Below are 23,516 nucleotides of genomic sequence, written 5' to 3' on the forward strand. Positions count from 1 at the left end.
ATGACATTTTTTAAAGACACGTTATCATTGATAAAGAAATACTATATCCCTATTGGATTGTTCTTCACAATTTTATTTTTGTTGGTTTCGTTTATTGCTCCCTACATATTTACCCAACCAGCATTTACAGATAATTTAGATTTCACAGCTAGAGGTGCTATTGGTGATACAATTGGAGGATTAATGAATCCATTTATTGCAATTTCAGCTTCCATATTAACTTTTATGGCTTTTTACATTCAATATAAAGCCAATCAAGAAGTTCAAAAACAGTTTAGAATTCAACAATTTGAAAGTCAGTTTTATGAAATGCTTCGATTACATAAAGAGAATGTAAATGAGGTTTCCGTTTCCGAAACTAAAACTGTCATTCAGTCTTTTAAAAATAATCAAATAGCTATTATCGACATAAATGGTAGAAAAGCTTTTGAACACCACGTTAGGGAGTTAGAAATAAATTATAATGCGGCAAAGATTGTTTTTGAGGATATGGATAAGGATTTTTGGTTAAAGAAAGCTTATCACTTATATTTTTTCGGGCTCGGAGATGACGACAAAAAAAACTTTTATGTATCCTCGAATAAAAGACCTCCAAAAAGCAAAACAAAAGACAGAGAGTTTTATGATAAAATAAAAAAAACTAAAGGTAGTCTTCAATTTGAAAAAATTGAAGGGCACGCCACTTATTTAGCACATTTATACAGGCATCTTTTTCAAATGGTTAAGTTCGTCGCTACTCAGGATGAAAGCTTTATATCTTATGAAGAGCAACGTAAATATTTAAGAATATTAAGAGCACAATTATCCAATCCAGAACAGGTAATGTTGTTCTACAATTGGAAATCAAATTTCGGATTTAAATGGGAAGAGGCAGATGAAGAAAGTAAAGATAACTCAAAAAAAAATAAATTCTTTACTGACTATAGGATGATACATAATCTTTATCAAGATATAATTTTTGAAGACTTTAAACTTGAAGAAATCTTTGATTTAAATGGATATTTTAGAAAAGAAAAAGATAGAGATAAAGATCCACTATTTGAATATGAAGATTGGAAAGATGATTAATATTAAAGATTGTAAGAGCGGTTATATTTTAAAAGGTCAAGAAAATCATAAAGCAAAAATTGTTGACGGTCATAACGAAAGAGGTCATTTTATTATTTTTTATGATTACCTTAATGGTTATGATTTTGTTGGTGCAATGATAACTACTACTGATTATAATGGTATTAATGAACCTATGCAAGAAAATTATTTTAATGAGGTAAATGAGTACGGTGATAAATGTACCGTTGTTTACAGTAATAGCTTTTTAGTCCCTGCAAAACTTCATAAATTTCATTCGATGGGTGAGTTTGAATTTGTAGGTCAACTTACTGATTTGGGAATTTCGTTTATGGTAAAAATTATTGGAAATTTAGATATAATGACTTGGGATGATTATAAATTAACATAAAAAATGAACGCAATTTATTATTAGTAAATCATTAAAAAATATATGGTTAAGCACTTTGATCTTTTAAGTGATATATAAACATATAAGATTAAAAGTACTAGTTATACGATAATTGATTGAAACATATAAAAAAATGAACGATAAAAAAATACCTCATACAGAGTCAGAATTGATTGTAATCTTCAAGCAAGATAATATACATGAGAAATTCTACCCAAAGTTTTTAGGCTATTATAAAGTTTGCTTTGATGAACTTTATAACGATATGAAAAATTATGAAGATGATGATTTTGAAGAAGGCGATTCTATTAAAAAAAGTGCTCTTTGGTGCACAAACCATTTTATAAAACCATATTTAGAACTTATAGAAAAAGGACACGGTGAAGAATGGGCACATGAATTAGCTCGAAGTACTGAAGATGGAGAAAGGGCTATTTATTTCACTCACTCCGAGTTAGAAAGCATAAATCCTGATTTAGCAAAAAAAGAATTACAAATTCTTTGCAAATCACTTGGCGGTGATGAATATTTTGAAAAACACTATCTCTATTTATTTGAGGTTCTTGATGATGTTGAAGGTCGAATTGAAAAAGCAAGATTTTACTCTAATAGCTACAAAGAACAAATTGCCTTGGGAAAATCAGAAGTCTACGCCGATAAATTTGCTGACTATAAAGCAGATGGAGGCTTCCATGAAATATATTGCGAGGAATACGCCTTTGCTTACGACAAAGCCATCACTGAAAATAAAAATATTGAATATGCCCGAGAGTATGCTGAAAAATATGGTTCTGCACTGGTAGATATAAAGAGAAGATTTGGAATATCAGACGATGAAGAATCAATAGATTTTGCTATTGAAAAAGTAAATGCCTATATGAACGCCTGGGAATATGATGAAGAACATCAATTAAAAGACTTCAAACGTTTTGCTGAAATCTATGAAAACATCCATTTAAACACTTATTATGCTGATGGAGGCATGCCCGATGGAAGTACTGAAGAAATAGATAACCGTATTTTGATAAAGACATTGGAGCTGTTTAATAAGTAGGGAAACTGTATGAAAGAAACGATAAAAGATTATTTGTTTTTGTATATTAACAAAAATGACGGAATTGTAGATTTTAACGAAATATCAAAATTAATATTTGAAAAATTTCCAGAAAGTGCATGGAAAAAAACTCATTGGGCTTGGTATAAAACTCAGATTACATCACCGAACGGGAAATATTATCAGTTATTTTCAAATTCTACTCGAGACAATCTTTCTTCTAGAAGGAGTTTAATTCAATATACGGATAATAAGATAAGTATTAATAAAACAATCAATAATAAAAATATTTATGAATTTCCTGATCATTCTACGTCTGTTGAAAAAACTATAGCCATTGAATTAGGAAAAGTTTGTCACCATATACATCCAGCTATTATTGATAAAATAGTTCAATCAAATATTGATTTTAAAAATGAATTTAAAGACGCTTGTGGTAATTTGGACATTAATAGTTTTTTTTATGAAGGCTCAGATTGTTTATTTCCCGGAGTTAGACGAAATATAAATAAGGAAAAAATTGGGAAATGGAAAAACAATATTAATCAGGCAGATTACACAATCTTAAATGACAATACATTTCCACGACATATATGGGCATTTTTATCTATGAATAAACCATATGAAGGAAATATGTGGTCAAAAAGTGGTCTAGCAAAATTTGAATTAGCACATGTTTTTGGTCATAAAAAGGATGAAAAAAAACTAGAAAAAAAAGTATTTGATGAGTTTGACGAAAATAAAATGCCATATGCTTTTTTTACTTCCGCTTCAAATGTTGTTCTTATCCCTAATGGATTGATGAAACCTACAGACAAATTTGAATCAATCAAAATTTCTTTTTATAAACGTCATATAGATTTGTATGGAAATAATTTTTATGCAGAAAAAAATTTTAATGAAAATTTTGTGCCTGAATGGTATAATGAAATAAATTGGCTCGAACCAATCTTACCCGAAAATTGGGAAAGAAAAATACACAACCTATTAGAATACAGAAAAAAAGTTCTAATAAATAAATATCAAAAATAATGTCAGTTACACACAAGGATAATTTTATTTATATCTTTGTAAAGTGCTGGCTCTGCAAATAAAAATAAGGAATGATTACTGGATAATTAACCTACGATGTCTTTTTGACAAAAAAAGTGCTAATTTCTGTAAAAAAATCATATTTGTCATTCCTATATTGTACCTCATAAGCTATTAAGTACTATTAAATATAGGATATTAATTTCTGTATCGGAAAGTAATTTTTTTGCTGTCCGAGCAGGCTATTCACTTCAAGTCCGCAGGAAGTTGCCCATAAAATATAACCCCGAGACGAGCTTCCTTTAATCGCTGTTTCGGGGTTTGTTTTATAAAGAGCTCCTTCCCTTGCGTGCTTTTCATTGCTATCCTTAACAGTGATCCTGCTTCCATAATCCACAAATTACTAAACAATCCCAAATACTAAATCAAGAAAAAATTGTATCTTTAAGATATGAAAAAGCACTTCAATATTATTATTGCAGGAGCCGGAGGAATTGCCGAAGCCGTCGGTTTACTATTGATGGAATGGAGCGAAGTCACTCCCAGCCTTTTTATTGGTGACAGAACCCATTCAAAAGCAAAAAAAATAGTTGATTGGATTCAAGAAGGAACAACGAAATCCGGCTCCATTAAGGACTTTCACCTTGCAGAATCTGGCCTAACGGATGAAATGAAAGCAATCTTAGGTCAGGGAGACATCATCCTCGACTGCCTACCGGGAAGCCAAGCACCACGAATCGCTCAGTTTGCCAAAGATTTTAATCTGCATTACGCTAACCTTACCGAATATGTTTCCGAAACTGAAGAAATTATCGCTTTGGCAAAAGGTGCCAAAACAGGTTTTATACTTCAGACAGGTCTTGCTCCCGGCTATATAGATTTACTGGCAAACGGGCTTTTTCAAGAGTTTTGTTCTGATTTCAAAGTAGACAAAGTAGACAAGCTTGAATTTAAAGTTGGCGCGCTTACCAAACATGCTGTCTTTCCACATTATTATGGCTTTACTTGGAGTCCGGTGGGTGTTGCCACCGAATATCTGGAAGATACCATTGTAATTAGAAACTTTATAAAAACAACCCTGCCGTCATTATCAGAAAGAAAAACTATTATCATTGATGGCATAACTTATGAAGAAGACCTTACTTCAGGCGGTGCTGCCGATTTACCAGACGCATTATCCGGAAAAGTGCGTTCGCTTGATTACAAAACACTTCGTCATCCCGGACATTATGCATGGATACAGGAGCAACTTTTGAATTTAGGAAATTCATCTAATTCAGTTATAGCTTTACAGCAAAAAATGGAAGCTATCATACCGCATATACAAGACGACCAAATTGTTTTATATGTTGCGGTCGAAGGTAAAGATGTTGATGGTGTTTTACGCAGGAGAGAAATTGCCAAACGCATCCTTCCTCAAAAAGTAGGAAGGCAGCAATTGAGAGCTATACAAACCACTACGGCAGCACCATTAGTACAGGCGGCACAATTATTGCTTGAAAATCCACATAATGGAGTCATTTTACAAAGTCAAATTGACCCAATAGCATTTTTAAACGGAAATTATATTGTGCGAGTTTACGGAAAAATGAAAACTTCTTAATTTTCTATTGAATATAGCGGCACAAACATTCAAATAAAAACTATATAGAAAAAAGCGATTTGTTTTGTACTTTTGAATATTCAAAAAGCAGCAAATCTACAAATACATAAGCATCAATAAATGAATACCTATTACATCCATAACGGAAATGAAAGTATCGGTCCATTTGGACTAGACGAATTAAAAAGCAAAAAAATCACAAAAATGACTCCCGTTTGGTGCCAAGGAATGGAAGATTGGAAATATGCAGGAGAAGTAGCGGAATTAAAAAGTCTTTTAACAGTAACACCTCCGCCTTTAAAACCTATAATTACTGCTTCTCAAGCGCCAAAAGAGCTAGAAAATAATACTGAAAATAGTAGAGTAAAAAAGATAGAAGATGTCATCGAAAAAGAAGTCCCAAATCCCAAAATTTTAGGAATAAAAAGAGAGATATTTTTTCCAATTGCAATTGCTTTGGTTTTAATCATTGGAACCGTAAGTTTTAATCTTTTTGAAGAAAATAGAAAAAATTTACTAGAAGAAAAAAATACAGTAACCGAAAGAAATAATCAACAATTTCAGTTACAAGAAAAAGAAATTGAAGAACAAAAAATACGTATTGCAGAGCAAGAGCGAAAAGAAGCGGAAAGACTTTCAGTGGAAAGAAGCCAAAAACTAAGCAGCAGACTTTTGGAGATTCAGAAAATACTTCTTGATGATATTCGAAATTTAGAACAGGCAAAAAATAAATTAATTGAGGCAAATGACTTTGAATTCTTAAGAACAACCGATGAAAAAAATGATGATATCAGTTTAATTCAAAGAGATATCGAGCACTGGATAAGTGAAATTGAAAAACTCAGAAAAGAAAAAGACCAATTATACTTAGAATTGGAAAAAACACAACCAAAAGTAAACGGTGTTAGTGATGTAGATTAGCTTCAATTTTTACTTTTATCTTTTTAAGATCATTGTTTTACGGGTAATTAATAGGCCCGATATACAAATAAAAATCATTATTGTTTATCCGTAAAGCAATCAATCACACTTCAACCATCCCGTAATGCTCATTCGGGTATTTTGGGTTACCAAAACCTCGTGAACTAGTTCGTCACTTTTGAAGAAAACCGTTTTGCCCTGAGTAGGCGCAATTTTTTGATTGTTGTTCAGTTGATGAATCAACAACTCACCTCCGTCACTTTCCTGCCAATCACTATTCAAATAACTGATCATAGAGTATTTTCGGCTGGGGTTATTTTTGAACTGGTCCAAATGCTTTAAATAAAAATCACCTTTTTCATACAAGGAATAATGAAACTCATATCCTGTAATTCCGGTATAACAACTTAAATTCAAATAGGTTATAAAAGCTTCGATTTGGGTGAAAAATTCGTTTTCGAAAACATTATTATGTTTTATATCCAACCAATAAATAGAATCGCTTCTCACTGCGCTATCGTAAGAAACAGCTTCTGAGTTGCCTGTTCCCGCTTCTATCAACAAACTCTGTTGGTTTAGTGCAAGTAAATTTTGCTTTAAGCTATTGGCCAACGCATCACTTAAAAAATGTTCGGATATTCCCACTTTATTTTCAATATAAGAGGCAATTAAATCCTCAAAACTATTTTCCATATCTTTTTTGTTGACTGCAAATACCGCCAACGGACAAGGTAAACTAAATAAAACCGTTAGCGTCTGATTCTAGAATAAATAAAAAATTAAATGTTTAGTTAATAGCTGTGGCAATAAAAATACAAAATTACAATTTCAAGTTAAAACGTTTAAGTCATTTAAGAAACCAAAAACTAATAATTCCTTAAATGACTTATCTACTAAAAAAATAGTCGTTTTTTATAATTTACTGATATAACTTCCGTAAATATCTTTAAATTGGTATCCATCGGCAAAGCGATCTTTGCTCAGTTTTTTATACTCTACTAATCCCCAAAGAATGAATTCTTTCATAAAAAACTTATCTTCTTTTTCTACTTCCGGCTGGTATTTCTTGATTAAAACTTCAAGTGGCACAATACTTCCCAGAATTCTTTGATACTGTTCATCTGAACAATCATCTAATAATTCGAAACCACTTTCGGCAAAAAACCATTCGATGATATCCGTATAAGGTGTTTTTTCGTCTTGTTTTTCTAGTTTTTCAATTTTTGGAAAATAGGCAGGAAAAAAAGTATGAATGGCATCCCCTAATAAATGTTGGGCTACTTGAGCAGCTCCCTCCTGCTCTCCTTCATAAACCAATTCCACTTTTCCGGTAATCGCAGGAATTATTCCCATGAAATCAGACAAACGCAAAGTGGTTTTATCTTCTCCAGATTTCAAAGCTCTTCTTTCTGCGGTACTTAATAAATTCTCTAAAGCAGTAATACTCAATCTGGCACTCACTCCACTTTTATTATCAATATACTCGCTTTCGCGTGCTTCAAAACTGATTTGTTCCAATAAATCTCTGGCTAACGAAGGAACATAAACCATATCACTTTGAGTAGCATCCATTTTAGCTTCCTGTTCCGTAATTGTTCTGGCAATTTTTATCGTATCGGGATAATGTGTTAAGATTTGAGAACCTATTCTGTCTTTTAATGGCGTTACAATGCTACCTCGATTGGTATAATCTTCTGGATTTGCGGTGAAAACAAACTGCAAATCCAGCGGCATTCTTAATTTGAAACCTCGAATCTGAATATCACCTTCCTGTAAAATATTGAAAAGCGCTACTTGAATTCTCGCTTGTAAATCAGGTAATTCATTGATTACAAAAATACAACGATTCGCTCTTGGAATCATCCCGAAGTGGATCACACGATCATCTGCATAAGACAGTTTCAAATTCGCAGCTTTTATAGGATCAACATCACCTATTAAATCCGCAACGGTAACATCTGGCGTGGCTAATTTTTCGAAAAAACGGTCGCTTCTGTGCAACCATGAAATTGGAGTTTCATCTCCTTTGATTTCGATTATATCTTTTGCAAAACGCGAAATCGGTTTCAAAGGATCATCATTTATTTCTGAACCGGTGACAAACGGAATGTATTCGTCCAATAATTCTACCATTTTACGTGCCAGTCTCGTTTTGGCTTGACCACGAAGACCTAATAAATTAATATTGTGGCGAGACAAAATAGCTCGTTCCAATTCTGGAATAACGGTATTTTCAAAACCGTGAACACCTTCAAATGTTGGTTTTCCGGATTTTATTTTTTCTCTAAGATTGGAACGCAATTCATCTTTGATGCTTTTGCTTTCGTATCCAGCTTTTTTTAATTCTCCGAGTGTTTTTATGTTTTCTATTTTCATATTGCTATTATAATTGTTATTGATTGTCAATTTGTTCAGGACTGTGCCCCAACTGACAACTGAGACTGTAAACTGACTGCTATTTTATTCTTTTTTTACGATTTGTTTCATAATCTTCAAAAATCATTTCTCCAAGTCCTTTCAATCCGGTGTAAAATGCTTTTCCCTGATTGGCTTCTGTAAATCGATTGACAAACTGCTGCAAGTAGGGATCATTAGCAATCATGAAAGTCGTAATGGGAATATGTAATTTCCTTGCTTGTTGCGCCTGATTGTAGCATTTGTCCACAATATATTCGTCGAGTCCGTTACTGTTCATATAATAAGAACCGTCTTTTTCACGCACGCAACTTGGTTTTCCATCAGTAATCATGAAAATTTGTTTGTTGGTATTACGTTTTCGACGCAAAATATCCATGGCCAACTGTAAACCGGCAACCGTATTGGTGTGAAAAGGTCCCACTTTTAAATACGGTAAATCCCGAATTGCAATAGTCCAGGCATCATTTCCAAAAACCAAAATATCTAAAGTATCTTTTGGATAACGTGTCGTAATCAACTCGGCAAGAGCCATCGCCACTTTTTTGGCCGGAGTGATTCTGTCTTCGCCATACAATATCATACTGTGACTGATATCAATCATCAAAACGGTACTCATTTGGGATTTGAATTGGGTCTCTTCGACAACTAAATCATTTTCGGTCAACATAAAATCTGCTACACCATTATTGATTTGGGCATTGCGCAAACTTTCGGTCAACGAGATTCGTTCCAAACCATCTCCAAAATGAAATTCCCGAAATTCTCCCGTATGTTCGTCCCCATTACCGGAATGTTTCGTTTTGTGATTCCCACTTCCGGAACGTTTTAAATTGCCAAAAATGGTATCTAAAGCCTGTTGTCTAATAGCGCGTTCCGTTTTTGCAGTAATTCCAATTCCCGAAGTTCCATCGTCTTTGAGTTCATCGCGGATGTAGCCTTTTTTCTTTAAATCTTCGATAAAATCATCAATGGTATAGTGTTCATCGGTAAGTTTATATTCTTTGTCTAATTCCCGCAACCAATCAATTGCTTCATCAAAATCTCCTGAAGTGTGTGTGATTAATTCTTTGAAAATCCCAAAGAGTTTATCAAATGGAGACTGAAATGGGGCTTCGTATTGCTTGAAATAAAAACCTTTTTTATTGTCATTTTTCATAATGGTTAAAATTACACCATTTAGAAATGTACTTCAAAAAACGTTTATTAATTTTTAGTTAAAAACACAAAGACAATATTAAGTAACCCTTTGGATGTAATTAATAATTTTAAAGAAATACAAAAATAAACGCATAGAAACATAGCAAAAAGAATGTGATAGCCCAATTCTTGGGTCAACAAAGCTATGATTTACTATAATAAAGTGAAACGTCTTGTTTAAAATATATAGAAACTATGTTTCTATGTGTTTTAAAAAAATAGAATTTGAATAACTCCCAAAGGGTTTAAGCAGTTTAAAGAGAAAATTAATTAAAAAATTGTCCCTCCACATAAAACCAACTTCCATTTTCGAGTTTGAAAGTGGAAAGTTCATGATGAATTTGTTTTTGAAGTTTGCCACCCAAAAAATAAGCTTTGAATTCCACCGTATTCTCAGTGGCATTTATAATTTCTAATTTAAGCCATTGATTTGAAGTCGCCCAATTTAGAATTTCGGATTTAGAATGGTATTTTCTTTCCGAAACATGTGTTGTAGCCAATAAATAATCTGCCTGAAGTGTGGCATAAGCGGAATAGCGAGATTGCATTAAAGCTAAAGCAGTTGGCGCTTTTTGAGTACCATTAATAAAAGGTTCACAACATTCCGGAAACGATTTTGAGGAACCGCAAAAGCATTTTTTTTGAATCATTTTTTTAATAAACCTTTTAAATTGTACCGGTTACTTGTCCGTCAAGTCCAACTATTTTTTGATGCAATTGATTTAATAATACTTGATACCGACTTATTTCCATTAGGTCTTCATCGTCTTCTGAAAAATCAAGCAATTCGTCCAGTTCCTCACTCACTTCAACTAATTTATTGCTGGCCTCTCTCGCATTTTTTTCGGCAATGAAATCAATTATTTCCTGCACGTTATTTTTTATTGCGCTAAATCTATCTTTTTCCATAATACTATTTTTTAATTATTCTCAGAAGAATTAGTCTCGTTGAACTTTTTTACAATCTGCTTTAATTTTTCTTTGCGATCTCTCTCCGCTTGCTTTGCTTTGTCTTGTGCTTTATGCAGTTTATCGTTGTGTTTCTTGATATTCCCTTCGTTATTTCTGCTCATTGCCTTTTTCTTTTAATTATCAAAATCAATAATTTGATTCAAAAACTTGTGCAAAGTTCGGGTTTATTATTGAAATTCAGATTGTTTTTATCCTGATTAACTATACTATTGATTATCAATTATAAAAAATAATTCAAAAACCATTAAATATTGGATTCGTCATTATAAAAAAGGAAAGGAATTAAATTAATTATTTACTTTAAATTTTTAAAACGCTATAAATTAATTATTTACAAAAAACATTTAATGCAAACAAACTAAAATTGATTACATACATACATTCTCTGGTGCTAATTAAACTTTTTTATATACATTTATAACTTAAATTAAATTAGCTTCCGGAAGCCTTTCAAATTGCATAGATGGTATTAAAAAAGAAATGGCCGACATTTATCTCTTGGTTTTTACGTAAGCCAAAAACTGCAGGTCTATTTGTATTCATTTGTTTGAGTTTTATTATTGCCTATACTGTTTATCAGCAATATCGAATTATAAAAGAAGATGAGCGCAGGGAAATGAATAATACGCTACAAATTGTTCATCAAAATATCGACCAATCACTCAAAAACTGTTATACCACCACCCTGACATTAGCATTAACCATTAATGACAATGGTATCCCTCAAAACTTCGAATATGTAGGCAAGCAACTAATGGATTCCAATAGCAGTATTAGTGCGGTTCAATTAGTTCCAAATGGAGTGATTAAGTACACTTATCCATTGAAAGGGAATGAGGCGGCAATGAATTTAAATATTTTAACTTCGCCTTATCTCAAAGAAGAAGCTTTAAAATCGATTGCAAATCAAAAAATGTATTTTGCCGGTCCTTTGCAATTAAAACAAGGCGGCACAGGAATTGTTGGGCGATTCCCTATTTTTCTGAATAATAAGTTTTGGGGATTTTCGGCTGTAATCATCAAATTAGAAAAATTATTAAAATCTTCCGGAATTAATAATGTTGATGACTCCAAATATTATTTTCAGTTATCCAAAAAAAATCCGGTTAGCTTAAAAGAAGTTTTTTACTTACCTAATAAAAGTGATTTTTCTAAAAAATACAATATTTCAGTAACTATTCCAGATGGAGACTGGAAATTATACCTGATTTCTAAACACCAAAATTATCTGTACTACCAAATTTTAATCCCAGCAATTTTAGGTTTTATTTTTGCTGCCCTTTTTGGTTTCGCTATAAACGCTCTTTTAAAAATGCCAAAAGAATTACAGCTTTTAGTTCATAACCAGGCAACAAAACTTTTTAATAATGAAATAAAATACAAGTCTATTTTTGATCAGGCCGCCGTTGGGATTGCTTATATCGATTCTTATTCCGGTAATTTTCTGGAAATAAATAAGCAATATTGCAACTTACTTGGCTATTCTGAACAGGAAATGAAAAAGAAAAATTTTCAATCCGTAACCCATCCTGATGATCTGGAAGAAGATTTAATGAATCTGGAAAAATTAAAGGAAGGAAAAATCAGAGAATATTCAATGGAAAAACGATATCTCACAAAAAAAAATGCAGTTATCTGGACAAAACTTACTGTTTCGCCTCTTTGGAATATCAACGAGACACCCACAACCCACATTGCTATTATTGAAGACATTTCATTAAAAAAAGAAGCAGAAGAATTAATTAAAAAAAGTGAAACACGTTTTAAAAGTTTGTTTGATGATTCACCTATACCCTTATGGGTAGAAGATTTCTCAAAAGTAAAAATTTATCTGCAGGAACTAGGTCTTATAAATAAAACCCAGGAAACTGTATATAATTATCTAAATCAGTATCCCGGAGTCCTTCATAAATGTATTTCTCTAGTCAAAGTTATTGATGTTAACAATTCAAGTCTTCAACTCTATGAAGCTGAAACTAAAGAGGAATTAACAACCGACTTCGCAAAATTAATTGATCCTTCAATTTTTGATGATTTCAAAAAACAGATCTTGGTTATTACACAAGGTGAAAAACAATTAATTAATGAAACCAAAATTAAAAATTTTAAAGGCGAGTTTCGTGACATCGATTTAAGATGGAATGTCATTAACGGTTATGAAGAAACATTACAACGAGTAATTGTATCTACTGAAGATATTACGGAACGGAAAGCAAGCGAAAAACTTATTTTGGATGCACGAATAAGAACTGAATCTTTAATCAATACAATAGATGGAATTGTTTGGGAATGCCAAATCAAGGGTCTTGTCTTTTCATTTATTAGTCAAAAGGTCGAAAAAATATTAGGCTATACTCCCGAAGAATGGCTCGCAAGTGATACTTTTTGGATTGATCATATTTATGAAAATGACAAGCAATGGACATTGGATTTTTGTGCTTCTAAAACAGAACAAAATTTAAACCATGATTTTGAATACCGAATGATTGCTAAAGACGGCTCTATTGTCTGGCTAAGAGATATTGTAAATGTTGTTTTCGAAAATGGCAAAGCAGTAAGTTTACGTGGTATTATGATTGATATTACCAAAACTAAAGTAGCCGAAAAAGAATTAAAGGATTCTTTCAATTTAGTTACGGAGCAAAATAAAAGACTACTGAATTTCTCCTATATTGTTTCGCATAATTTAAGATCGCATACCAGCAATATTTCGTCAATTATGGATCTAATTGAAATTTCGGAATCAGAACAAGAAAGAAATGAGATGATACAATTATTGAAATCTATTTCGAATTCATTGAATGAAACTATGCTTCACTTAAACGAAGTCATAAACATTAGAACTAATATTGGTTTAGTGTCGGAATCTTTAAATCTAAACCAATATATAAATACCGTACAAAATGTCCTAACGGAACAAATAACACTGAGTGATGTTTCAATTACTACTGATATACCAAAAAATGTAATGGTGAATTACAATCCGGCTTATCTGGAAAGCATCCTCTACAATATAATTTCAAATTCCATTCGGTATAGACACCCGGAACGAAAACCAGCTATTTCAATAAAATGGCTTATCGAAAATGATTTGAATGTGCTTCAAATTTCAGATAATGGAGTTGGAATAGATCTAGTAAAAAATGCGGATAAAATTTTTGGAATGTACAAAACATTCAGCAATAATTCAGATGCAAAAGGAATTGGACTATTTATTACAAAAAATCAAATTGACGCCATGGGAGGTAACATAACTGTAGAAAGTGAACCTAATATTGGGACTACATTTAAAATCTATATTCAATGAGAAAAAAAACAATATGGGTAATAGACGATGATACTATATACCAAATTATAGTTAATAAAATCATTCAAAAATCTGAAATGTTCTCTACTATATCTTCTTTCAAAAATGGGAAAGAAGCATTAGATGCAGTGACTAATTCATTAAATGACAATGAAATACTTCCAGATATAATCTTATTGGATATTAATATGCCAATTATGGATGGATGGGAGTTTATGGAAGAAATGACACTTTTAAAACCTTCAATCACGAAACAAATAATAGTTTATGTAGTAAGTTCTTCCATAGCAGTAGAAGATAAAAACAAATCAAAAACCTATCCGGATATCTTAGGTTATCTATCTAAACCTGTGAATATAAATGATTTAATATTAATTGCTTCCAACGATTAAAGGATCATAGTAAAAATTGTTAGATGTAAATTTTTTATGACTGTCCGTTACTAATCCTAACAAATATTTCAACCTGTTTATTAAAAATAAAACTTATAAAAATACTTTGTAAACCCCTGTAATATTGAATTTTGCAAAAAACCATTATAATTTTTAAACAGTGAGACTTAGAGGTTAAGAGATGTTGGCTTTGTTCTGTTTTAACCATGAGATTTAGCGTTTTTTTAAGAATTTTTGGACAACATTGACTCTTAATCTCTTACTCTCATTGTTGATGACAGTAAAAAATAATCAAGGTCCGTTTAGCGGGCAGTCCTATTAATTTTAATGCAACGAAATAACCTAAGATTGAAAAGATTGATTATTAAAATCACACTATTTCTCTCTTTATTTCCTCCAAAGTTTTATTGGTAAAGATCAATTCGTCGATAATTTTTTTTCTCAAGGCATCTAAATCATCGTATTCAAAATATTTTGCCCAAGAAGTCAAAGTAAAGAGATTCCTGATTTGTTTAATTTTTTTTGTGGTTTCAAAACTGGTCCGAAGTATGGCTTTATTATCAAAATTCGGATTGTTTTTATGCTGGTAGTTAACCGTATTTTTTAAGTAATTTGCTTCTAAATAATACAATTCATCCAGCGCGTTATCCGGATAAAAATTATCCCAAGGTGCAAAACCTAATTTAATTTTAGATTCAGATTCCGGTTCTAAAGGCTGTAAACGCCATTTGCTGTTAGCCAATCGGCCCCAATGATTTGACAATCGATACATTCCTGATTTAGAATAATAATAACTGCTCCCTGATTTACTTTGGTATTGTACGACCAATCCTTTCAAACTACTTAATGAAACTTCCTGAAACACACAAAAGGTGTTTTTGAATGAATTGGGATTGGGACGAAATATTTTTTCCATAAAACAAAGGTAATCAGAAAGTCTAAAATAGAACAAGACAACTAATATTTGATTAACTTTGCAAATTAGAATTTCAATAAATAAAATAGATCATGACCAAAGCTTCAGAAGAAAAGATGTTACAAAAAGGGGTGTATACCGGAATAATTGAAAAAGATGAAAACAACAATTTTTTTTGTGGTGCGTACCTTTTAGATTATAAAATGGTTCAAGCTAAACATACTGTAGGAGATTGGATTACCATAAAATCCATAATCGAAAACCCTAGTGATATTAGCTATAATAAATATCAGAAAAAGTCAAAAAACTTTGATAAAGCAAATAACAAACCGCAACAATAAAAATCGTTGAACCGTATTTTCAAATAAAATGCCTAAATATTGGTCACTTTTTTTTTGAAAATTTTTTAGTCATAAACTAAAAAGTTAAAAAAAAGTGTACCTTTGCAAAAAATTTGTTGATTTTGAAATCAAATTATATTGATTTTATATTAAAAGACAAGTAGTTACCAAATTTATGAAAAAAATAGTTGAATACCGCAAACTACTAAATGTAGACAAAACTGCTGAGCTTAAAGATTTGAAAACGATTTATCGTAATGCGATGAAAGAAGCGCATCCTGACAAATTTATGGGTGATGAAGCTGGATTAAAAGCTGCTGAAGAAAATAGTAAAAAAATTATTGAAGCGTATCATTTCTTGGTAAGTATCAATCCTGAAACACAGAAACAAAACTTACCAGAATACACTGAGACTATTGCGACTGCAACAATTTCAGATTATAAGTTTGTTGAAGGTCGATTGATTATCAATTTTTCAAATGGTAGTGTTTACGAGTATATTAGTGTACCAAAAGCAACTTACGTGAAAATGGTCAATGCAGATTCTCCCGGAAGATTTGCAAAAAGACATATTCTTAATTCATTTACTTGGAGAAAAACAATTAACCAAGATTAATTTTTTTTAAGAAAATCTTACTAAGCACCCTTCAAATGGGTGCTTTTTTATTTTAAAGCAGTTTGTAAATTATTTTCATAGCACCAAAAACAATACTTGTATAATAGACTTATATTTAGTATTTTAGCGGCCCCAAGTAATTATAAACCTACAAAATAAAAATTATGAATGATCCTTGCCAATTGTTTAAATCTCATTATAAAAAAGCAAAAGAAACACTGGATATTTTGGAAGAGCAAAAATATCAAATAGAATTAGATCTTGAATCGAATCCTATATCCGCTGATCTTAATAAAAAGTTGAGAGAAATGAATTTAGACATTAAGATTACTGTAAATGAATTAGAACATGCTATTTATAGTATTAAAAAATGTGAAATTAACCAAGTAGCACTTTTAAAACAAAGCTAACCGTTATGAAGAATAAATTTAATTCATACCTTTTAATTATCGCGTTACCACTTCCAGTTTTATTATGCTCCTAATAAATATTTTAAATTTTTCAATAAAATTGTTAATAATTAATATTTTACAGATATACTGTACCCATTTTCTAGACAGAAATTTCAACGATTTAAGATAGGTTTTTAGTTTAATATTCCATTCTTTCGGCTAAAATCGGAGTTAACTTTTTGGCTTCTTCCAAGCCCAAAAAAGTTATCCTGATTTTATGCCACTTCTTTTTTGTAATAATTATTTTCTGGTTTTGCATAATCTAATGATTGATGATAACACTGTGTGTTATAAATTTAAAATATATTTTTAGCCCTTTGCGAAGGCTTATACCATCTTCATAGGCTTGTAAATATATATTTTCGTACTTGACTGTTCTCCAAAATCGTTCTATAAAAAATGTTGTCAATTGCTCCTCCTTTTCCATCCATTGAAATTCGGATTCCATTCTTTAAAAGCATTTGGGTGTGAATCTCGCTAGTATATTGACTTCCTTGGTCTGTGTTAAATATCTCAGGGACGCCATATTTTTCTATTGTTTCCTGCAAAACTGCAGTACACCATACCGTACTCATTGTAGTGCTCAAATCCCACTTTAAAATAAATCTTGTATGCAAGTCAATAATAGCTGTTAAATACATAAATCCTTTTGCCATAGGAATGTAAGTTATATCAGTAGCCCAAACTTGGTTTTTATGTGTGATTTTTAAACCTTTGAGTAAATAAGGGTATTTCTTATGCTCTTTAGTACTCATTGTTGTTCGTGGCTCTCTATAAATGCTTTGCCAATTGATAATTTTCATCAATCGCCTTACTCGCTTTCAATTCACATTGTAACCTAAATCTTTAAGCCAAATAGTCAGTTTCCTAAAGCCATAAAAAGGAGTGCTAAAATACTGTTGGTCTGGTAATCGCATTATTTCCAAGTACTCTGAACTTTCCTGTTTTGCCTTATAATAGAGATCTCCACGATGAATTTCTAATAATCGAAATTGTTTAACAGTACTCAATTTATTTTTGGTATCGACCATTTTAACTCGCTCACTCAAGGAGACTAACCCAGACTTTTTTTTTAGAAAGTCATTCTCTAATGTCAGTTGGTCTATTCGCGCATAGAGTTTCTCGGTTGGTATTTCATCTTTGGCTACGACCGTTTTTTCCTGAGAAAAAACAGCAGCAAGATTCCTTATAGCTTCTGCCTTCCATATTGAAATTTGATTGGGAAGCAACTCGTATTTTTTTGCTAATACCTCGATGGTATCTATTTCTTTTAAGGCTTCTAAAACGACTTTGGCTTTGAAGTCTTTCCCGAAGGTTCTTCTTGTTCTTGACATAATAATACTAATTTAAGGCTTTTATTCCTATTTAAATTAGTCTTGAAAATTTGTCAGATTTTTTGGGGTCAGCATAATATACCCAAATCAACAGCATTTGATGAAATAACTCATGAGAAAATTATAGAAATACAAGAGAAATTAGACAATAGACCAAGAAAAAGATTTAATTTTGAAACACCTAACTATATGTTTAATCAAAAAGTTGCATTTATAACTTGAATCCTGCTAATATAATTTTGTAAGAAGTAAACTTCCTTAAAAAGTTTACTTTCCATCTACGTAATCCTGCAAATAACTAAATCTAGGCGTCAATTTTCCTTTTTCAGTGATTTTGGCTCTTTGAAGAATCCCGTCTTTATCACCGTTAAAAAAGGCTGGAATTACATGTTCCATAAACATTTCACCAAAACCTTCACTGGCATCTTTTGGCAATTCACATGGTAAATTATCAACCGCCATTACGACTATTGCAGCAGGATGAAACATATCAACCTCTTTATTTTCGTTCGGTAAATAGCCATACAAAGGTTCTGCAATCGTTGATGATCTGAGTGTGCAAGCAATTGGACCGTTGACATCACAGGAAATATCCGCAACCACTTTTATTTTACAATCTTTGGATTGAAGCATTTCTTGACTCAGAATTATTGGCGAATCATTAGCATAAAAATGGCCCGCAATAAAAATGTCTGTCATTTTTGTGAATTTTTCAAAATCAGAAACATATTCCTTTGGATTAGTATAAAAATCGGTAAAATCCAATACTTGTCCGTCTTTACGTTTGTTATAATCCAATACATCAATTTGAGTATAAACAGGTTGCGTATAGTTTTTTGTCAAGTAATTTTCAACTGAAACTTCTTTAATTTTAATAGCATCCAGAATTTCTTTTGCTCCGTTACCCACTTTTCCGGTACCGGTAATCACAAACTTTAATGGAGGCAAAACCAAACGCTTTAAATGCGCAATTAATGCTTCTTTTCCGGAAAGCGTTTCCGCTTTAGGTATTTTAAACAATTCGAATTTTATTCCAAAAGCTCTGATGCTATTATAAGCACCCACAATTCCTGCATATCTTCCAAAACCTATTAACCTGCGGTTGTTAGCATCAACGATCGTTTCATGATCATATAAATCAATGTTTTTTTCAAGTATGGCTTGCAACAATTTTCTGTTGTAAGGCTGCTTTTTTATGGTATGGGAAAAAAAGAAATAGGATTTATTGGGAATCAAAGCTTCTAAAGGAACTTCTTTTACACCAAACAAAACATCACAATCGCTGATGTCATTTGCAACTTCAATTCCCAAGTTTTTGTATTGCTCGTCAGTAAAAATTCGAATATCGGAACTTTCCACTTTTATAGAAGCGTCTTGGTAAAGCTGTTTTATTTTTGCCAATTCATCTGGTGAAAAAACAACTCTTCTGTCTGGTGGGTTTTTTCTTTCTTTTATAATTCCGAATTTCATTTTTAAATACTTTAATTGTGATTTAATATAACTTAAAGGTTTTATTTTGTTACAAATATAACAAATTACCATAAATTTAATTTCTTTTTTTAATAAATTTACAAGTCTTAAACCATTAAAAGCTGATGCCCATAAAGATAGAAAAACGACAGATGAAAGACATTGATAAAATAGTGTTAAGGTTTTGGAAAAAAAATAAATCAACAGGGATTGATTCTATATATTTGCCTTTCTAGCACTATGAAAATGAATTTTATAAAAAAAGCAAATATACTACAAATACTCGTCCTTACATTAGTTTTGAGTTCTTGTACCAAAGAGAAGAAGAAAGTACAAATAGGCGATGCACAACTACCTAAAAGTACATTGCCTAAAATGAAACCTTTAACGAATGAACATCCTAAATTAACGGCTGAATATATCAATTCCAAAAAAAGATCAGTCGAATCTTTTTATAATAAAACCTGGCCAAATCATAGTGCCAATGGAAGTTTTCTTGTCGCTCAAAATGGTCAAATCATCTATGAAAATTATGAGGGTTATGCCAATAAAAGGGACAAAAGATTAATCACAAGTACTACTCCGCTTCACTTAGCCTCTGTGAGCAAAGTAATAACTGCAACTGCAGTTTTGAAACTAATTAATGCCAAAAGGATTGATTTAGACCAAAAGGTTAATACCATCTTAAAAGAATTTCCCTATCCGGACGTTACTGTAAAAACACTCTTAAACCATAGAACCGGAATGCGGAACTATGCCTATTTTACGGATCGTGATAAAACGGTTTGGGACAGGCATAACAGGCTGACCAATCAAGATATTCTAACGATCATGGCTACAAAAGACATTGGGTTGGAATTTAAAACCGACACCCGTTTCAGTTATTGCAATACTAATTATGCCATGTTGGCATTGATAATTGAGAAAATAACAAAGCTCCCCTATAAAGAAGCAATGAGACAAATTATTTTCAAACCATTAGGCATGAAAAACACTTATGTTTTTGATTATGAAAGAGATAAGGACACCATTGTGCCTTCGTACAAAGGAAATGGAGTAGAAATTGGTAAGGATTATTTAGATGCCGTTTACGGCGATAAAAACATTTATTCAACGCCTCGGGATTTATTAAAATTTGACAGAGCGAGAAATTCTGGTGTGTTTTTAAATCCAAAGTTATTCAAACAAGTTTTTGAGCCATACAGTAATGAACGCAAGGGAGAAAAGAATTACGGTCTTGGAATCCGAATCATAAATTGGAAAACAGGGCAGAATTTCTATTTCCACAACGGTTGGTGGCATGGTAACACTTCCTCTTATATCACTTTGCCAAAAGAGAAAGTTACCATCATAGCGCTATCTAATAAATTTACAACAAGAACCTATCAGGTCAGAAAGTTGTCCAGGTTATTTGGGGATTATCCATTCCCTATGGGCAGGGGTGAAAAAGAGGAATGATTTTTGATTAATATATTCCGAATACTGATGGCAGATTTCAACAAAAATAGAATATATTTGCACACTCAAATTAATTTTTGAGTTATAATAAAAAAAGGGGTCGACTGGTTTTGACAGCAAGTCGAATTGAGAAGTAAGCACGTCGAGCATTGAGACCTTGCTCGTAAATATAAGATCTTACAATTTTACACGGCGAAAATAACTACGCTCTAGCTGCATAATCTGAATTATAGTAAGATTAGCCTCGTTCCTATCAGATAGGAAAGCAGGATTCTCCTTGAAAGCCTTGGTTTGTGGCGTTCAGTAAAGGGGAACCGTAAAAATAAACCTAGATTTCCATGAGCTTCGGGTGGATTTCAAAATTAAGAAGATAAGTATCGTGTGGCTGTTTCTGGCCTAGCACAATATCGAAAACTCAATCAGGAAATAAACGCGTAGAAAGCCTTTTAGTTGCTTGTTTGGACCCGAGTTCGATTCTCGGCGACTCCACTTAAAACCCTGTAATCTTTTGATTTACAGGGTTTTTTATTTTTAGGTGGCAATTAAGTTGACAACAACACATGTTTATAAATTATTTAATCAATAAACTTTTTCCCATCTTAATCAATTATTTCAATTTCAATTTTAAAAATTTAATTTATTCTCGATAAAATCATCTTCATTTAGTTCAATTTACGATAACATTTTATCAAGTTTAATTATGCTAATTGGTTCATTAATTAGTGAAATTATACCCCTATGATATTTTAATTCTTCTTGATTTGATTCATAAATCATTAAACTATTGATTTAAAAGAGTATCTTTTTCGGTACTAAATTGAATTTGGATAGATTCAGAATTGCTCTTTAACTCAACTTTATTTGTATTGTTTTTTATTAAATCTTCTCTATTAACTATAAAAGCATCTACAACAATTTGAATTAATTAACCTGTTTCAAAATCAAAACCATGTAAAAAATAGGTTGACTTAATATTCTCTGATATCATGAAAACCCCTTTGTCTTTACAAGTCTGTAATAAATAATTTATTTCCTCTCTATTTTCATTCTTGAAAGTAAATCCATTGAATTCAACTTTAAGATTTTGTTTTTCTATATACGCCATTACTTTCTCAACAATATTTTCATTTATTTGATCAAGATCTATCTTTGTCCTCATAATGATTGGCTTGAAGATAGTTAAGAGCTGAATTATGCAAGCAATAAAAACATCAAACAATAAATAGTTTGCAAATTGAAAACTCTTTTATATCTTTGACAAATGAAAGTTCTTGTTAAGAAAACATTGCACTATTATATTGACAAATTTCCAATTGCAGAAAAGCAACTGCATATTTGGCATAATGAATTTTCAGAAATGATTTTTAACAATTTTAATGAACTAAAGAAAGTTTATGGAAATGCAAGTATTGTAAACAATAATAGGGTTATATTTAATATAAAAGGAAATGACTTTAGATTAGTTGTATCGATTAACTTTCAACAACAAACTTGTTATTTAATATGGTTCGGAACGCATAAAGAATACGATAAAATCAATGTTGAAACGATTGCTTTTGATATCGACATACTAAACTTTATAAAAAAATAATTATGAACTGGAAAGTATTAAAAACTGAACAAGATTATAACAAGGCATCCTTACGACTTATGGAAATTTTCCATGTAGAACCTAATACTCCTGAATTTGAGGAATTGGATTTGTTATCTATCTTAATAAAAGATTATGACGACAGACATTACACTATATCTGAACTTAATGCCTTAGAAGTTATTAAAATAAAAATGCAAGAAATGGGAATGAAAAATAAAGATTTAGAACCTATTATAGGCAGCAAAGGACACGTTTCAGCAATATTGTCGGGCAAGCGTGAAATTACCTTAAAAATGGCTCAAAAGCTTAAAAACTATTTTGGTATTCCAGCCGAAACATTTTTACATCGTGCCTAAAACAGATTTTTGGTAAATATATTCTTTAAGAAAAAAAACGAGCTTTTATTTGTTTTTTTCTTTACGGATATAATATGACAATATTCATCTATCTTTTGTAAACCTATCCCCTCTCCTTAACCCTTTAAATACAAGTACTATTACTTATTGCATCAGCAATCACTATTAATTATAATACTTAATTGTCGTTACAATGTCACGACAATCAAGTATATAAATTCATGGCTATATTATAGCTACTATTCGCTAAAAATAATTAAGTAAATTTGAGAGATAGAATTTAACTTTAATAGCTTTCCACATACCCAGTTACTTTAAATCATCTATAAATTGGTTTGAATGGTCCAGTAAGAGTACTATTTACATTACAAGTTTTAGTGCCCGATTTTTCTTGTTTTTTTACTCTTTTACTAAAGTGTTCGACTGTGAATAAGCGTTCGACTGTCGAACTCAAACTTCTCTTTTAGCATCAACTTTTTACCTTTAAAAAAAACTTATAATTATTAAAAAACGTTAAAAACACTTGGCTAAATATTTTAAACTTAAAAAATAATTATTGAATTAAATTACACAAACAATTAAAAAACAATTAATTACATTATAATTTTAAGTTATCAAAAAAAG

General features: G+C 31.4%; 25 protein-coding genes and 1 other RNA gene. 15 read left to right on the forward strand and 11 right to left on the reverse strand.

What is annotated here, in order from left to right:
* From ACFX5E_RS00180 to ACFX5E_RS00205, 6 genes are all read left to right on the forward strand, one after another.
* Complete coding sequence (locus ACFX5E_RS00180; protein ID WP_379853141.1) at positions 1-1,068, forward strand: putative phage abortive infection protein; 1,068 nt, start codon at positions 1-3, stop codon at positions 1,066-1,068.
* Positions 1,061-1,459 (forward strand): hypothetical protein, encoded by a 399-nt coding sequence (locus tag ACFX5E_RS00185; protein ID WP_379853142.1) that lies wholly within the window; start codon positions 1,061-1,063, stop codon positions 1,457-1,459. The genes ACFX5E_RS00180 and ACFX5E_RS00185 overlap by 8 nt, the downstream gene beginning before the upstream one ends.
* A gap of 133 nt (positions 1,460-1,592) precedes the next feature.
* On the forward strand, positions 1,593-2,513 hold the full coding sequence (locus tag ACFX5E_RS00190) for a hypothetical protein (RefSeq protein ID WP_379853143.1): 921 nt from the start codon (positions 1,593-1,595) through the stop codon (positions 2,511-2,513).
* A 9-nt stretch (positions 2,514-2,522) separates the two neighbouring features.
* Positions 2,523-3,545 (forward strand): hypothetical protein, encoded by a 1,023-nt coding sequence (locus tag ACFX5E_RS00195; RefSeq protein WP_379853144.1) that lies wholly within the window; start codon positions 2,523-2,525, stop codon positions 3,543-3,545.
* A 451-nt stretch (positions 3,546-3,996) separates the two neighbouring features.
* A complete protein-coding gene (locus ACFX5E_RS00200; protein WP_379853145.1) occupies positions 3,997-5,148 on the forward strand; it encodes a saccharopine dehydrogenase family protein in 1,152 nt (383 codons plus the stop codon).
* 120 nt (positions 5,149-5,268) lie between these two features.
* Positions 5,269-6,069, forward strand: a complete 801-nt coding sequence (locus ACFX5E_RS00205) for a GYF domain-containing protein (protein ID WP_379853146.1) — start codon at positions 5,269-5,271, stop codon at positions 6,067-6,069.
* 99 nt (positions 6,070-6,168) lie between these two features.
* On the opposite strand, the gene ACFX5E_RS00210 is transcribed toward ACFX5E_RS00205, so the two are convergent.
* The 6 genes from ACFX5E_RS00210 to ACFX5E_RS00235 all read right to left on the reverse strand — a co-directional run bounded on the left by ACFX5E_RS00210 (position 6,169) and on the right by ACFX5E_RS00235 (position 10,757).
* Entirely contained in the window at positions 6,169-6,762 is a 594-nt protein-coding gene (locus tag ACFX5E_RS00210; protein WP_379853147.1) for a 2OG-Fe(II) oxygenase, read from the reverse strand.
* 219 nt (positions 6,763-6,981) lie between these two features.
* Positions 6,982-8,445, reverse strand: a complete 1,464-nt coding sequence (locus ACFX5E_RS00215; RefSeq protein ID WP_379853148.1) for a magnesium chelatase — start codon at positions 8,443-8,445, stop codon at positions 6,982-6,984.
* Between the two features lie 79 nt (positions 8,446-8,524).
* Positions 8,525-9,643 carry a vWA domain-containing protein gene (locus ACFX5E_RS00220; protein WP_379853149.1) on the reverse strand — a complete coding sequence of 373 codons (1,119 nt, stop codon included), beginning with the start codon at positions 9,641-9,643 and terminating at the stop codon, positions 8,525-8,527.
* 307 nt (positions 9,644-9,950) lie between these two features.
* Positions 9,951-10,334, reverse strand: coding sequence for a YchJ family protein (locus tag ACFX5E_RS00225; RefSeq protein ID WP_379853150.1), 384 nt, complete (start codon positions 10,332-10,334; stop codon positions 9,951-9,953).
* 16 nt (positions 10,335-10,350) lie between these two features.
* Positions 10,351-10,593, reverse strand: a complete 243-nt coding sequence (locus ACFX5E_RS00230) for a hypothetical protein (RefSeq protein WP_379853151.1) — start codon at positions 10,591-10,593, stop codon at positions 10,351-10,353.
* Positions 10,594-10,604: 11 nt separating this feature from the next.
* Positions 10,605-10,757 carry a hypothetical protein gene (locus ACFX5E_RS00235; protein WP_379853152.1) on the reverse strand — a complete coding sequence of 51 codons (153 nt, stop codon included), beginning with the start codon at positions 10,755-10,757 and terminating at the stop codon, positions 10,605-10,607.
* 362 nt (positions 10,758-11,119) lie between these two features.
* On the opposite strand from ACFX5E_RS00235, the gene ACFX5E_RS00240 reads away from it, so the two are divergent.
* Complete coding sequence (locus ACFX5E_RS00240; protein ID WP_379853153.1) at positions 11,120-13,963, forward strand: PAS domain S-box protein; 2,844 nt, start codon at positions 11,120-11,122, stop codon at positions 13,961-13,963.
* Positions 13,960-14,355 carry a response regulator gene (locus ACFX5E_RS00245; RefSeq protein WP_379853154.1) on the forward strand — a complete coding sequence of 132 codons (396 nt, stop codon included), beginning with the start codon at positions 13,960-13,962 and terminating at the stop codon, positions 14,353-14,355. Before ACFX5E_RS00240 ends, ACFX5E_RS00245 begins: the two co-directional genes overlap by 4 nt.
* A 370-nt stretch (positions 14,356-14,725) precedes the next feature.
* On the opposite strand, the gene ACFX5E_RS00250 is transcribed toward ACFX5E_RS00245, so the two are convergent.
* A complete protein-coding gene (locus ACFX5E_RS00250) occupies positions 14,726-15,271 on the reverse strand; it encodes a hypothetical protein (protein ID WP_379853155.1) in 546 nt (181 codons plus the stop codon).
* A gap of 92 nt (positions 15,272-15,363) precedes the next feature.
* On the opposite strand from ACFX5E_RS00250, the gene ACFX5E_RS00255 reads away from it, so the two are divergent.
* The 3 genes from ACFX5E_RS00255 to ACFX5E_RS00265 all read left to right on the forward strand — a co-directional run bounded on the left by ACFX5E_RS00255 (position 15,364) and on the right by ACFX5E_RS00265 (position 16,638).
* The gene (locus ACFX5E_RS00255; RefSeq protein ID WP_379853156.1) at positions 15,364-15,612 is read left to right on the forward strand and encodes a hypothetical protein; all 249 of its coding nucleotides are present in this window, start codon (positions 15,364-15,366) and stop codon (positions 15,610-15,612) included.
* A gap of 175 nt (positions 15,613-15,787) precedes the next feature.
* On the forward strand, positions 15,788-16,228 hold the full coding sequence (locus ACFX5E_RS00260; protein ID WP_379853157.1) for a KTSC domain-containing protein: 441 nt from the start codon (positions 15,788-15,790) through the stop codon (positions 16,226-16,228).
* 164 nt (positions 16,229-16,392) lie between these two features.
* Entirely contained in the window at positions 16,393-16,638 is a 246-nt protein-coding gene (locus ACFX5E_RS00265) for a hypothetical protein (RefSeq protein WP_379853158.1), read from the forward strand.
* 380 nt (positions 16,639-17,018) lie between these two features.
* On the opposite strand, the gene ACFX5E_RS00270 is transcribed toward ACFX5E_RS00265, so the two are convergent.
* The 3 genes from ACFX5E_RS00270 to ACFX5E_RS00280 form a co-directional block, all read right to left on the reverse strand.
* Positions 17,019-17,435, reverse strand: a complete 417-nt coding sequence (locus ACFX5E_RS00270) for a transposase (protein ID WP_379853159.1) — start codon at positions 17,433-17,435, stop codon at positions 17,019-17,021.
* A gap of 66 nt (positions 17,436-17,501) precedes the next feature.
* The gene (locus ACFX5E_RS00275) at positions 17,502-18,014 is read right to left on the reverse strand and encodes a hypothetical protein (RefSeq protein WP_379853160.1); all 513 of its coding nucleotides are present in this window, start codon (positions 18,012-18,014) and stop codon (positions 17,502-17,504) included.
* A 267-nt stretch (positions 18,015-18,281) separates the two neighbouring features.
* Positions 18,282-19,484, reverse strand: coding sequence for an NAD(P)-dependent oxidoreductase (locus ACFX5E_RS00280; protein ID WP_379853161.1), 1,203 nt, complete (start codon positions 19,482-19,484; stop codon positions 18,282-18,284).
* A 240-nt stretch (positions 19,485-19,724) separates the two neighbouring features.
* On the opposite strand from ACFX5E_RS00280, the gene ACFX5E_RS00285 reads away from it, so the two are divergent.
* Both ACFX5E_RS00285 and ssrA read left to right on the forward strand, forming a co-directional pair.
* On the forward strand, positions 19,725-20,942 hold the full coding sequence (locus tag ACFX5E_RS00285) for a serine hydrolase domain-containing protein (protein WP_379853162.1): 1,218 nt from the start codon (positions 19,725-19,727) through the stop codon (positions 20,940-20,942).
* Positions 20,943-21,038: 96 nt separating this feature from the next.
* Positions 21,039-21,434, forward strand: a transfer-messenger RNA (tmRNA) gene (gene ssrA, locus ACFX5E_RS00290).
* Between the two features lie 433 nt (positions 21,435-21,867).
* On the opposite strand, the gene ACFX5E_RS00295 is transcribed toward ssrA, so the two are convergent.
* On the reverse strand, positions 21,868-22,101 hold the full coding sequence (locus ACFX5E_RS00295; protein WP_379853163.1) for a hypothetical protein: 234 nt from the start codon (positions 22,099-22,101) through the stop codon (positions 21,868-21,870).
* A 102-nt stretch (positions 22,102-22,203) separates the two neighbouring features.
* On the opposite strand from ACFX5E_RS00295, the gene ACFX5E_RS00300 reads away from it, so the two are divergent.
* Both ACFX5E_RS00300 and ACFX5E_RS00305 read left to right on the forward strand, forming a co-directional pair.
* Positions 22,204-22,533, forward strand: coding sequence for a type II toxin-antitoxin system HigB family toxin (locus ACFX5E_RS00300; RefSeq protein ID WP_379853164.1), 330 nt, complete (start codon positions 22,204-22,206; stop codon positions 22,531-22,533).
* Positions 22,534-22,535: 2 nt separating this feature from the next.
* On the forward strand, positions 22,536-22,892 hold the full coding sequence (locus ACFX5E_RS00305; protein WP_379853165.1) for a helix-turn-helix domain-containing protein: 357 nt from the start codon (positions 22,536-22,538) through the stop codon (positions 22,890-22,892).
* The last annotated feature ends 624 nt before the right edge of the window (positions 22,893-23,516 follow it).

Origin of the sequence: Flavobacterium xylosi (assembly GCF_042787345.1) — a bacterium.
GTDB classification, from domain to species: domain Bacteria; phylum Bacteroidota; class Bacteroidia; order Flavobacteriales; family Flavobacteriaceae; genus Flavobacterium; species Flavobacterium xylosi.

What these genes read in the sequence shown, in the direction of transcription:
- ACFX5E_RS00180 (WP_379853141.1), top strand. Translation starts at nt 1, where the DNA reads ATGACATTTTTTAAAGACACGTTATCATTGATAAAGAAATACTATATC.
- ACFX5E_RS00185 (WP_379853142.1), top strand. Translation starts at nt 1,061, where the DNA reads ATGATTAATATTAAAGATTGTAAGAGCGGTTATATTTTAAAAGGTCAA.
- ACFX5E_RS00190 (WP_379853143.1), top strand. Translation starts at nt 1,593, where the DNA reads ATGAACGATAAAAAAATACCTCATACAGAGTCAGAATTGATTGTAATC.
- ACFX5E_RS00195 (WP_379853144.1), top strand. Translation starts at nt 2,523, where the DNA reads ATGAAAGAAACGATAAAAGATTATTTGTTTTTGTATATTAACAAAAAT.
- ACFX5E_RS00200 (WP_379853145.1), top strand. Translation starts at nt 3,997, where the DNA reads ATGAAAAAGCACTTCAATATTATTATTGCAGGAGCCGGAGGAATTGCC.
- ACFX5E_RS00205 (WP_379853146.1), top strand. Translation starts at nt 5,269, where the DNA reads ATGAATACCTATTACATCCATAACGGAAATGAAAGTATCGGTCCATTT.
- ACFX5E_RS00210 (WP_379853147.1), bottom strand. Translation starts at nt 6,762, where the DNA reads ATGGAAAATAGTTTTGAGGATTTAATTGCCTCTTATATTGAAAATAAA.
- ACFX5E_RS00215 (WP_379853148.1), bottom strand. Translation starts at nt 8,445, where the DNA reads ATGAAAATAGAAAACATAAAAACACTCGGAGAATTAAAAAAAGCTGGA.
- ACFX5E_RS00220 (WP_379853149.1), bottom strand. Translation starts at nt 9,643, where the DNA reads ATGAAAAATGACAATAAAAAAGGTTTTTATTTCAAGCAATACGAAGCC.
- ACFX5E_RS00225 (WP_379853150.1), bottom strand. Translation starts at nt 10,334, where the DNA reads ATGATTCAAAAAAAATGCTTTTGCGGTTCCTCAAAATCGTTTCCGGAA.
- ACFX5E_RS00230 (WP_379853151.1), bottom strand. Translation starts at nt 10,593, where the DNA reads ATGGAAAAAGATAGATTTAGCGCAATAAAAAATAACGTGCAGGAAATA.
- ACFX5E_RS00235 (WP_379853152.1), bottom strand. Translation starts at nt 10,757, where the DNA reads ATGAGCAGAAATAACGAAGGGAATATCAAGAAACACAACGATAAACTG.
- ACFX5E_RS00240 (WP_379853153.1), top strand. Translation starts at nt 11,120, where the DNA reads ATGGTATTAAAAAAGAAATGGCCGACATTTATCTCTTGGTTTTTACGT.
- ACFX5E_RS00245 (WP_379853154.1), top strand. Translation starts at nt 13,960, where the DNA reads ATGAGAAAAAAAACAATATGGGTAATAGACGATGATACTATATACCAA.
- ACFX5E_RS00250 (WP_379853155.1), bottom strand. Translation starts at nt 15,271, where the DNA reads ATGGAAAAAATATTTCGTCCCAATCCCAATTCATTCAAAAACACCTTT.
- ACFX5E_RS00255 (WP_379853156.1), top strand. Translation starts at nt 15,364, where the DNA reads ATGACCAAAGCTTCAGAAGAAAAGATGTTACAAAAAGGGGTGTATACC.
- ACFX5E_RS00260 (WP_379853157.1), top strand. Translation starts at nt 15,788, where the DNA reads ATGAAAAAAATAGTTGAATACCGCAAACTACTAAATGTAGACAAAACT.
- ACFX5E_RS00265 (WP_379853158.1), top strand. Translation starts at nt 16,393, where the DNA reads ATGAATGATCCTTGCCAATTGTTTAAATCTCATTATAAAAAAGCAAAA.
- ACFX5E_RS00270 (WP_379853159.1), bottom strand. Translation starts at nt 17,435, where the DNA reads ATGAGTACTAAAGAGCATAAGAAATACCCTTATTTACTCAAAGGTTTA.
- ACFX5E_RS00275 (WP_379853160.1), bottom strand. Translation starts at nt 18,014, where the DNA reads ATGTCAAGAACAAGAAGAACCTTCGGGAAAGACTTCAAAGCCAAAGTC.
- ACFX5E_RS00280 (WP_379853161.1), bottom strand. Translation starts at nt 19,484, where the DNA reads ATGAAATTCGGAATTATAAAAGAAAGAAAAAACCCACCAGACAGAAGA.
- ACFX5E_RS00285 (WP_379853162.1), top strand. Translation starts at nt 19,725, where the DNA reads ATGAAAATGAATTTTATAAAAAAAGCAAATATACTACAAATACTCGTC.
- ACFX5E_RS00295 (WP_379853163.1), bottom strand. Translation starts at nt 22,101, where the DNA reads ATGAGGACAAAGATAGATCTTGATCAAATAAATGAAAATATTGTTGAG.
- ACFX5E_RS00300 (WP_379853164.1), top strand. Translation starts at nt 22,204, where the DNA reads ATGAAAGTTCTTGTTAAGAAAACATTGCACTATTATATTGACAAATTT.
- ACFX5E_RS00305 (WP_379853165.1), top strand. Translation starts at nt 22,536, where the DNA reads ATGAACTGGAAAGTATTAAAAACTGAACAAGATTATAACAAGGCATCC.